This window comes from Glycocaulis sp. (assembly GCF_052168375.1).
GTDB lineage: Bacteria > Pseudomonadota > Alphaproteobacteria > Caulobacterales > Maricaulaceae > Glycocaulis.
In genome coordinates this window covers 1-9,796 of record NZ_JBQLZR010000237.1, presented here as the reverse complement: position 1 = coordinate 9,796, position 9,796 = coordinate 1, and the positions used below count along the sequence as shown (strand labels likewise).

The window sequence follows — 9,796 nt, the reverse complement described above, 5'->3', positions numbered from 1 at the left end:
CACACCGCCGATCCAGTCCAGCAGGGTCGGGCGGAAGATGACAAATGCACCGGCGGCCAGAACAAGCGCGCTGCCGAACTGCTCGATCAGCCCGGCATTGCGGCGGGTAAACACCTCTCCGCGCCGGTAATGAGCACCAAGCCTCACGAGCGCCACCAGGCCGGGGATAAGGAACACGAAGGGCATGATGTGAACCAGGCCGACAAGGCCCGCATTGAGATACCCCAGAGCACCGTCAACCCCCAGCGGCCCGTCAGCCAGCACCTCCACCCACTCACGGCCGGCATGGATGACAAGAAGCGCCAGCGACAGCAGGCTGACGACATAAAGCATCGAATCCCAACGTGTTTTCATCTCGTGGCTCTCCCGGCGCTGTGACGGATACATTCTATATGACAGAAAAATCTTTCTGTAAAACAATAATTTTTGACCCCGCGTATCGCGGAAGCTGTCCGGACAAAGCGCGGCGTGTGGACATTGCGAAAAACCTCCCGCGGCGCTAGACACGCGGCCATTGGTTTTTGCGCCGCAGCACACCCGTCCTCCGGCGCTCCGCAAAGCTAGCAAGGAGAGGCTTATGGCCCGCAAGAAGATTGCCCTTATCGGTGCCGGCATGATCGGCGGCACGCTTGCCCATATCGCGGCGCGCGAGGAGCTGGGCGATGTCGTCCTGATGGACCTCGCCGAAGGTACGGCCAAGGGCAAGGCGCTGGACATCGCTGAAGCCAGCCCCGTGTTCGGCAAGGACAGCCACCTGTCTGGCGGCTCGGTCGAGGACTACGCCCCGATTGCGGGCGCCGATGTCTGCATCGTCACCGCCGGTGTGCCGCGCAAACCCGGCATGAGCCGCGATGACCTTCTGGGCATCAATCTCAAAGTCATGAAGTCGGTTGGCGAAGGCATCAAGAAGCACGCCCCGAACGCCTTCGTGATCTGCATCACCAACCCGCTCGATGCGATGGTCTGGGCCTTGCGCGAATTTTCCGGCCTGCCCCACCACATGGTGGTCGGCATGGCGGGCGTGCTGGATTCAGCCCGCTTCCGCTGGTTCCTGGCCGAAGAGTTCGGCGTGTCGGTCGAAGATGTCACCGCCTTCGTCATGGGCGGCCATGGCGACACCATGGTGCCGCTGACGCGCTACTCGACCGTTGCCGGCATTCCGGTGCCGGACATGATCGAAATGGGCTGGACCACGAAAGAGAAGATGGATGCCATCGTTGACCGCACCCGTTCGGGTGGCGGCGAGATCGTCCAGCTTCTGGGCAATGGCTCGGCCTTCTACGCGCCGGCGGAAAGCGCCATTGCAATGGCCAAATCCTACCTCAACGACAAGAAGCGCGTCCTGCCGTGCGCGGTGCACCTGACCGGCCAGTTCGGCGTGAAGGACATGTATGTCGGCGTACCGGTCGTGATCGGCGCTGGCGGCGCAGAAAAAGTCGTCGAGATCAGCCTCAACGCCGAAGAGCAGACAATGTTCGATCACTCGGTCGACGCCGTGAAGGGCCTTGTAAAGGCCTGCAAGGACATCGATCCGAGCCTGGCCTAACGATCTCCTCCCCTGGTTACAGGGGAGACCCCCGCATTTCAGGAACACCATCCATGGGACTCAATATCGCAGTCGTTGGCGCAACCGGCGCGGTGGGCAAGGAAATGCTCACCATTCTGGCTGAACGCCTGTTCCCGGCTGGCGAGGTTCATGCCCTCGCCTCGCGCCGCTCGGTCGGCACCGAGCTGAGCTATGGCGACAAGACCCTGAAGTGCAAGGACCTGGAAACGTTCGACTTTTCAACCGTCGATCTTGTCCTGATGAGTGCTGGCGGGGATGTGTCGAAGGAATGGTCGCCGAAGATTGCCAAGGCCGGCGCCATCGTTATCGACAATTCCTCGGCCTGGCGGATGGACCCGGACGTGCCGCTGATCGTGCCGGAAGTGAATGCCGATGCGCTCGATGCGGGCATCCGCAAGGGCATCATCGCCAATCCGAACTGCTCCACCATCCAGACCGTGGTGGCGCTAAAGCCATTGCACGATGCGGCAGCCATCACCCGCGTCTCGGTTGCGACCTACCAGTCCACCTCCGGCGCCGGTTCGGAAGGCATGGACGAGCTGTGGAAGCAGACGCGCGCCATCTATGTGAACGACCCCATCGAGCCGCAGGCCTTTTCCAAGCAGATCGCCTTCAACGTGATTCCGAAAATCGACGTCTTCATGGAAGACGGCGCGACCAAGGAAGAATGGAAGATGACGGTCGAGACCAAGAAAATCCTCGATCCGAAGATCAAGCTCTTTGCCACCTGCGCACGCGTGCCGGTCTTTGTCGGCCACTGCGTGGCGGCCCATATCGAGTTTGAAAACGAGATCAGCGCGAAAAAGGCCCGCACCATATTGCGCGAATCCCCCGGCATCATGCTGGTTGACCGCGCGGACGAGGAAGACCCCGCCTTCGTGACGCCCGTGGAAAGCGTTGGCGAGTTTGCGACCTTTGTGTCCCGTGTCCGCGAGGACCCGACGGTAGAAAACGGTCTGGCCCTGTGGATTGTCTCCGACAATCTCAGGAAGGGCGCCGCGCTCAATGCCGTTCAGATCGCAGAAGTCCTGCTCAACAAGGGTATCGTGAAGGCCTGATGCGCAGCCCGTTCGATACCGCCGAACGCAAGGCTTTCCGCGAGAGTGTGGAAGCCTTCGTGGCGCGCGAGATTGCGCCCTTCGCAAACGAATGGGACGAGGCGGGCGATTTTCCCTGGGAGTTGCACGAAAAGGCCGGGGCGCTCGGCCTGTTCGGCTTCGGCATTGATGAAGCCTATGGCGGGCTCGGCTTTGATGACGCCTTCATGCGCATCGATAGCGGCGTAGCGCTCTCGTATTGCGGGGCAGGCGGGGTCAATGCCTCGCTCGGCTGCCGCAACATCATGACCGGGCCCATTGCGAAGCTCGCGTCCGAAGAGACCAAAGAGGCGGTGCTGCCCGGCATCATTTCCGGCCGCGAAGGCGGCGCGCTCGCCATGACCGAGCCCTCCGGCGGATCAGACCTGTCGCGTATCCGCACCCGCGCGGTCAAGGACGGCGATGGCTGGCGCATCAGTGGCGAGAAGACCTTCATCACCGGCGGCATGAAGGCCCGCTGGTACGTGGTCGGCGCGCGCACTGGCGGCGAGGGGTTTGGAGGCATCTCGCTCTTTCTGGTCGAGGCCGGCTCGGAAGGTTTCAGCCGGACACCGATCCGTAACAAGATGGGCTGGTGGGCCTCCGACACGGCCACCTTGCACTTCGATGACTGCCATGTGCCGGCGGGCAACCAGCTCGGTGAGGAAGGCCTGTGCCTCCTCTCCATCATGGAAAACTTCAATTATGAGCGCCTCGCCCTGGCGGCGGGCTGTCTGGGCATGGCGAAACGCTGCCTTGACGATGCTGTCAGCTGGGCGAAGGAACGCGAGACATTCGGCAAGCCGCTCATCCGGCATCAGGTGATCCGTCACAAGATTGCCGACATGAGCATGCGCATCGACGCGCTGGAGGCCTATCTTCGCTCAATCGCGTGGAGCATGAATGAAGGCGAAATGCCCGCTGCGGAACTGGCCAAGGTCAAGGTTCTGGCCTCCACCACAGCCGAGTTTTGCGCCAGCGAGGCGATGCAGATACTGGGCGGGGCAGGCTATCTGCGTGGCCAGGCCATCGAACGCATCTACCGCGAGGTGAAGGTCATGGCGATTGGCGGCGGGTCTGAAGAGATCATGCGCGACCTCGCCGTCAAGCAGATGGGTCTTTAGCGCCCTCTTTCTTCACGCCTGTTTTCCCGTTCGTCGTTCCCGCGCAGGCAGGAACCCAGAGCCACATTCGATACCCTTGCCTCACCTTCTCTGGATCCCCGCCTGCGCGGGGATGACGAAAGAAGAAGGAATTATTCCCCCGGCGCTTTTGCCCGTATCACCAGCGCATGGACTGGTCCGGCCAGCTCCTCGGCGAGCGCGTGATTGACAAGGCGATGGCGCTCGATCCGGCTTTTTCCCGCAAAAGCCTCGGACACAATCTCGACGGTGAAATGGCTTTCCCCGCCGGGCCTTGCCCCCGCATGGCCGGCATGGGAGGCACTGTCATCGATGATATCGAGCTCTGCCGGCGCGAGCGCCGCTTTCAGCCTGTCCTCGATCCGGCGGCGCACCTCTGTCATTTCACCTGTCTCCTTCATTGCCCGATAAGGACCGCGGCACCATACTTAGCAATATGGATTCCGGCTTCAAATACCGTCCGCGCTTCAAGGATATCCGCATCCGTCCGCCCGGCGGCAAGCCGGCCGAGGACCTGACGCTGTGCGAATATCCGCGCTGTCAGGAAGCGGCAACCGCCAAGGCACCCAAATCCCGTGAACGCCTGAACGAGCATTATCATTTCTGCCAGAAGCACGCGGCCGAATACAACAAGAGCTGGAATTTCTTCGAAGGCATGAGCGAAGGCGCGGCCCAGGCCTATGCCCAGAGCGCGGCCTGGGGACACCGGCCGACCTGGAATTTCCGCGCCGGGGGCACGGCGCGCGCAAAGGCCGAACGTGCCAGCGCCGACTGGCAATCCGCCTTCATCGACCCGTTCAGCCTGTTTGGCGAACGCCCCCCGCCGCGTCATGGAGACGGCACCTCGGCGCCCAAGGGACCACAGCTCGGCCGCTTGCAGCAAAAGGCGCTCGATGCGCTGGGGCTGGAGGCAGGCGCCGCCAAGGGCGATATCCGCAAGCGCTATGCCGAGCTGGTCCGCGCCTATCACCCGGACTCCAATGGCGGGGACCGCTCCCGCGAGGAAGCCCTTCAACGCGTGGTCGCGAGCTACCAGATTCTCAAAAGCGCCGGGATGGCCTGAGCGCTTGCGCACAGAGGCATCGCTGGCCAATGCTGCGCTTGCGCGCTAGTTACCGTTTCCAGAATACCTGTTTTCACGAATTGACCGGACCGACATGACCGACACGCTGATCGCCGCCAAGCCTGACACCACAGCCGATTGCAAGGCCCTTTTCGGCTTCGATCCCGGTTTCGAGGTGGCTGCCTTTTCCACGCGCGACGAGCACGTTCCGGCCATTGACGAGACCTATGTCTTTGATCCGGCGACCACGCGCGCCATCCTCGCCGGCTTTGCCTTCAACCGCCGCGTGATGGTTCAGGGATATCACGGCACCGGCAAGTCGACCCATATCGAGCAGGTGGCCGCGCGCCTGAACTGGCCGATGATCCGGGTCAATCTGGACAGCCATGTCAGCCGGATCGACATGGTCGGCAAGGACGCCATCGTGGTGCGCGACGGCCAGCAGGTGACCGAGTTCCAGGAAGGCATCCTGCCCTGGGCCGTGCAGCGCCCGGTTGCGCTTCTCTTTGATGAATATGATGCCGGGCGCCCCGATGTAATGTTCGTCATCCAGCGCGTGCTCGAAGCGTCAGGCTCGCTGACCTTGCTCGACCAGACGCGCGTCATCCGCCCGCATCCGCACTTCCGCCTCTTTGCGACCACCAACACGGTGGGCCTTGGCGACACGACCGGGCTCTATCACGGCACGCAGCAGATCAATCAGGGTCAGATGGACCGCTGGTCGCTGGTCGTGACCCTGAACTATCTCCCTTCCGAGACCGAGCGCGCCATCGTGGAGGCAAAGCTCGGCGATTACGGCAAGACCGAAGAGGGCAAGGCGCGCATTGCCGACATGGTGAAGGTGGCAGATCTGACGCGCGAAGCCTTCATCAATGGTGATCTCTCCACCGTGATGAGCCCGCGTACCGTGCTCACCTGGGCTGAAAACACCGCGATTTTCGGCGATGCCGGGACGGCCTTCCGCCTGACCTTTGTCAACAAGTGTGACGAGCTGGAGCGGCCCATCGTGGCCGAGTTCTACCAGCGCGTGTTCGGCGAAACGCTCAGCGAAAGCCCGTTAAAAGGCACCGGCAAGGCCGCCTGACGGGAATTACACTTCCAGATTGTGGAGTGCCGGGGTAGGCTGAGCCATGCCTTACTGCATGCGCTCCTCATGGCCTGCCCACGCACTCATGGTGCAACTGCTTGGCTTTGTGGCCTGTTCTCTCATGGCTTTTGCGGGCCTTGCCGGAGCGTCGGCGGCCTGTTCTCTCATGCACCACAGGCCATTCCAGTCGCCCTACGCACCGCACCTGATAGACCGCACGCACACAATCGTCCTGGCGCGGGTTCTGAATACAGCCCCTCAGGGCACCCGGCCGCTTCTTTGGGACATTGAACCGATCCGGCCCCATACCGCCTATTTCCAGATGCTTGAGGTCCTCAAGGGCGCGGCACCTGAACGCCTGGAACTGCGGTATGACGCTGCAGAGCCCAACCCGGCCTGGCCCGACATATTTCCAGCAGAGTCCATGAATTTCTGGCGCCAGCCGACCAATCTGGACATGCTGAGCATCAACTCGGCGTGCCAGACAGTACGCCGCCTCCAGAGCGGCGATTTGTACATTTTTTTCCTCGATTCGGACGGCGCGCTGGTCAGCGACCGGTTCAATCGCACTCTCGTTCCAGTGCGTGACGGCAATGATCCCTGGCTTCGCGCCTTGCGCCGCCATCTCTCTGGCATGAGCTGGGACGAAGCGGCCCCGTCATGGACGGTCCAGGAGCTGATCGAGATTTATCCGGCGATGGAAATCGAAACCACCGAGAGCTGCGCACAGCCGTGGGAAGACCGGTGGCAAACCGGTGAAATGACCTATCAATCGCTTCGCCCGGATTCTCGTCCGCAGGAAGCCCAAGGAAACCGAAACGAGGCCGAGTACCCCAGCTGGTACTATGGCGTTGAACTGGTGTCTCGAGGCCGGGTCAGTACAGCGCGGATGCTTTGCCGGTCAGCACGCGTGATCCCCAATGCAACCATTGAACCGGAAATCTGCGAACTGGCCGAACAGCCGGAAACCTGGTGCGTGCCGGGACAACGCCATCTCGTCATCGCCGCACGGCGTGACTGGAGGCCGGAAACCCCACCGGGCAACTTCCAGCTGGCAGACCGCATCCCGATTTCCGACGACGGTTATGTGGACTTTGCAGACCTGCCGCGCGAATTTCGCTGGCGGGGGCAGACCCGCTTTCATGTGGACGAGGTCGAGGCAATGCTCGCGCGTGCCATTGCCGAATGAGCCGTCCCGGCTTAGGTGTCGGGAAGACATGAAACGGCTTGCCCCATGACGGACACACCTTCGGAAACCTTCAAGCGCGCGCTGAGCGCGGCGACGCGTGCCATGGCACGCGACCGGGAGCTGGAAGTCGCCTTCTCCGGCGACACGGTGACGCTGAACGGTGACAAGGCGATCCTGCCGGCGGTGTCCACCGAGCCGGGACCGCTGGAAGCGGCCCGCCTGCGCGGCAAGGCCGATGCGCTGGCCCTCAAACGCGTGCTTCACGATACCGGCGCCCACGCCCAGGCCCTGCCGCCGGGAAGCAAGGCACGCCAGATTTTTGACGCTGTGGAGGATGCCCGCTGTCAGGCCCTCGGCGCGCGCGCCATGAAGGGTGTCGGCGAGAATATCGAGGCCATGCTGGACGAGCGCTATACGCGCGCAGGCTTCCAGCATAGCGATGACCGCCAGTCCGCCCCGCTTTCCGAAGCGCTCGCCATGCTGGTGCGCGAGCGGATCACCGGAAAGCCGGCTCCGGACAGCGCGCGCGGCGTCCTGTCGGTGTGGCGCGAGGATATCGAGGCGGCGGCAGGCGGCGCGCTCGATACGCTTGCAGATGCCGCCTCCGACCAGAAGGCCTTTGCCAAGGCCCTGCGCGAGGTGATCCGCGATCTCGATCTCGCCGAGGAGCTGGGTGAGGAGTCCGAAGAGGACGAACCCGACGAGACGGAGGATTCCGGTCTCGAAAACCCGCCCGAAGAGGGCGATAGCGACAATGATGAGGGCAGCGAGGGCGAAGACAGCCAGGAACGCTCCGGCGCTTCGGGTACAGCGGCAGACGAGGAGGACATCTCCTTCGCCGACGACAGCCAGACCCGCATCGATGCCGAGGATGAGCCCGGCGAGACGATGGAGGCGGCCCGGCCCAACTGGGTGCCGCCGCGCGGGGATGATCCCAACGCCTACAAGGTCTTCACCACCCGTCATGACGAGGTGATCACCGCCGACAGCTTGTGTGATGGCGAGGAGCTGTCGCGCCTGCGCCGCACACTGGATCAGCACCTGAAAGGCCTTGAGGGAGCGGTGGGGCGGCTGGCCAACCGGCTGCAGCGCAAGCTGATGGCCCAGCAGAGCCGGTCCTGGGCGTTTGACCAGGAAGAGGGCATTCTCGACCCCGCCCGCCTGCCGCGCGTGATCATGGACCCGATGCTGCCGCTTTCCTTCAAGCAGGAGCGCGATACCGAGTTCCGCGACACAATCGTCACCCTGCTGATCGACAATTCAGGCTCGATGCGGGGCCGGCCCATTCTCGTGGCGGCGGCCTGCGCCGACATTCTGGCCCGCACGCTGGAGCGCTGCGGGGTCAAGACCGAGATCCTCGGCTTTACCACCCGCGCCTGGAAGGGCGGACGGTCCAAGGAAGACTGGCTGGCAGCGGGCAAACCGCCGGGGCCGGGCCGCCTGAACGATCTGCGTCACATCATCTACAAGGGCGCGGATGCGCCCTGGCGGCGAACGCGCAACAATCTGGGACTGATGCTGCGCGATGGCCTGCTGAAGGAGAATATCGACGGCGAGGCCTTGCAATGGGCGTGGAAGCGCCTGCTCGCCCGGCCTGAACAGCGGCGCATTCTCATGGTCATTTCAGATGGCGCGCCCGTCGATGACGGCACCCAGTCCGCCAATTCACCGGCCTATCTGGAAAAGCATCTGCGCGAGATGATCCGCTTCATCGAGACCCGTTCCGAAGTGGAATTGCTGGCCATCGGCATCGGCCACGACGTGACCCGCTATTACAAGCGAGCCGTTACCATCGTCGATGTCGAGCAACTGGCCGGCGCGATGACCAACCAGCTGGCGAGCCTGTTTGATGAGCAGCCTGCAAAGCCCGCCAAGGCAGCCGGACAGACCGGCGGTCAGGACCGAAAAACTGTCACCGGTTCGGGCGATACTCTGTCGGCCATGAAGCGCGCGGTTGCCGCCAGTTCGGGCCGGCCGGTACGATAGGAATATCCGATGTTGAGAGCGGTTTGGGTTGTCCTGCTGGCCGTCTGGTTTACGCCACTCGCCGCAGCTGACCAGCCAGACCGCGAGCGCCCTGTTATCGTGGATGCCGTCCCGGTGCCGCTCTATCCCGATGAACCCGAGCGGCGCGATCTGGGCGAGCTGGTCTATCGCGGCGGGCTCGAATTGCGCTCAACGGACCCGGCCTTTGGTGGCTTTTCCGCCCTTGCCTTCAATGCGGACGGCACCCGCCTGATTGCCTTGTCTGACCGGGCCCAGTGGCTGACGGCAGACCTGGTTCTTGATGAGGCCGGCGTCCCAACCGGGCTGGAGAATGTCCGCATGGCACCCCTGTTGGGGCCGGATGGGCAGCCCTGGGCGGCCGGATCAGCAGATTCTGAAGGGCTCGCCTATCTCGGTGACGGTGTCTGGCTGGTCAGTTTCGAGGGCAATCATCGCGTCGAGGCCTATGCTATCGGGCCTGAAGGCGAGCATATCGCAACGGCCCGCCCGCAAGCGCTTGCACGGCCTCCCGTCGCGGCGGATCTGCCCCGCAACGCATCGCTGGAGGCGCTTGCCATACAGTCAGGGCACGCATGGGCAGGGGTGGAGCATTCCAGCCTTGATGGCGTCCATGCCCTCTACCGGTATGATCTTGGCGATCTCCAGCGGACGCCAGACATCTTCCG

9 protein-coding genes and 1 pseudogene are annotated in these 9,796 nt (G+C 63.1%); 8 read left to right on the top strand and 2 right to left on the bottom strand.

All coding sequences use genetic code 11. The annotated features are described in order from the left end of the window. Positions 1–354 (bottom strand): annotated as a pseudogene (locus tag ACTS2Z_RS09665) (hypothetical protein); the annotation flags it as partial. Positions 355–577: 223 nt separating this feature from the next. On the opposite strand from ACTS2Z_RS09665, the gene mdh reads away from it, so the two are divergent. Genes mdh through ACTS2Z_RS09650 form a run of 3 tightly spaced genes read left to right on the top strand, consistent with a single transcriptional unit; the run spans position 578 to position 3,767 of the window. Further along, the gene (mdh, locus tag ACTS2Z_RS09660) at positions 578–1,546 is read left to right on the top strand and encodes a malate dehydrogenase (RefSeq protein WP_442573005.1); all 969 of its coding nucleotides are present in this window, start codon (positions 578–580) and stop codon (positions 1,544–1,546) included. A gap of 53 nt (positions 1,547–1,599) precedes the next feature. Further along, a complete protein-coding gene (locus tag ACTS2Z_RS09655) occupies positions 1,600–2,625 on the top strand; it encodes an aspartate-semialdehyde dehydrogenase (RefSeq protein ID WP_442573004.1) in 1,026 nt (341 codons plus the stop codon). After that, positions 2,625–3,767: an acyl-CoA dehydrogenase family protein gene (locus ACTS2Z_RS09650; protein WP_442573003.1), complete on the top strand. Its 1,143-nt coding sequence runs from the start codon at positions 2,625–2,627 to the stop codon at positions 3,765–3,767. The genes ACTS2Z_RS09655 and ACTS2Z_RS09650 overlap by 1 nt, the downstream gene beginning before the upstream one ends. A 131-nt stretch (positions 3,768–3,898) precedes the next feature. Here ACTS2Z_RS09650 and ACTS2Z_RS09645 read toward each other — a convergent pair whose 3' ends face one another. After that, a complete protein-coding gene (locus tag ACTS2Z_RS09645) occupies positions 3,899–4,168 on the bottom strand; it encodes a BolA family protein (protein ID WP_442573002.1) in 270 nt (89 codons plus the stop codon). 53 nt (positions 4,169–4,221) lie between these two features. Between ACTS2Z_RS09645 and ACTS2Z_RS09640 the strand changes: the two genes are divergently transcribed. From ACTS2Z_RS09640 to ACTS2Z_RS09620, 5 genes are all read left to right on the top strand, one after another. After that, on the top strand, positions 4,222–4,848 hold the full coding sequence (locus tag ACTS2Z_RS09640; RefSeq protein ID WP_442573001.1) for a DnaJ domain-containing protein: 627 nt from the start codon (positions 4,222–4,224) through the stop codon (positions 4,846–4,848). 94 nt (positions 4,849–4,942) lie between these two features. Continuing rightward, positions 4,943–5,932, top strand: coding sequence for a cobaltochelatase subunit CobS (gene cobS / locus ACTS2Z_RS09635; RefSeq protein ID WP_442573000.1), 990 nt, complete (start codon positions 4,943–4,945; stop codon positions 5,930–5,932). An 88-nt stretch (positions 5,933–6,020) separates the two neighbouring features. After that, positions 6,021–7,124: a hypothetical protein gene (locus ACTS2Z_RS09630; protein WP_442572999.1), complete on the top strand. Its 1,104-nt coding sequence runs from the start codon at positions 6,021–6,023 to the stop codon at positions 7,122–7,124. A gap of 45 nt (positions 7,125–7,169) precedes the next feature. Continuing rightward, a complete protein-coding gene (gene cobT, locus ACTS2Z_RS09625) occupies positions 7,170–9,110 on the top strand; it encodes a cobaltochelatase subunit CobT (protein WP_442572998.1) in 1,941 nt (646 codons plus the stop codon). Positions 9,111–9,119: 9 nt separating this feature from the next. Next, positions 9,120–9,796: esterase-like activity of phytase family protein (locus ACTS2Z_RS09620; protein ID WP_442572997.1), on the top strand; the 677-nt coding region annotated here is incomplete at its 3' end.

Excerpts from the sequence above, each read along its gene's own strand:
- ACTS2Z_RS09650 (WP_442573003.1), top strand. The coding sequence starts at position 2,625 with ATGCGCAGCCCGTTCGATACCGCCGAACGCAAGGCTTTCCGCGAGAGT.
- mdh (WP_442573005.1), top strand. The coding sequence starts at position 578 with ATGGCCCGCAAGAAGATTGCCCTTATCGGTGCCGGCATGATCGGCGGC.
- ACTS2Z_RS09645 (WP_442573002.1), bottom strand. The coding sequence starts at position 4,168 with ATGACAGAGGTGCGCCGCCGGATCGAGGACAGGCTGAAAGCGGCGCTC.
- ACTS2Z_RS09655 (WP_442573004.1), top strand. The coding sequence starts at position 1,600 with ATGGGACTCAATATCGCAGTCGTTGGCGCAACCGGCGCGGTGGGCAAG.
- cobT (WP_442572998.1), top strand. The coding sequence starts at position 7,170 with ATGACGGACACACCTTCGGAAACCTTCAAGCGCGCGCTGAGCGCGGCG.
- cobS (WP_442573000.1), top strand. The coding sequence starts at position 4,943 with ATGACCGACACGCTGATCGCCGCCAAGCCTGACACCACAGCCGATTGC.
- ACTS2Z_RS09630 (WP_442572999.1), top strand. The coding sequence starts at position 6,021 with ATGGTGCAACTGCTTGGCTTTGTGGCCTGTTCTCTCATGGCTTTTGCG.
- ACTS2Z_RS09640 (WP_442573001.1), top strand. The coding sequence starts at position 4,222 with ATGGATTCCGGCTTCAAATACCGTCCGCGCTTCAAGGATATCCGCATC.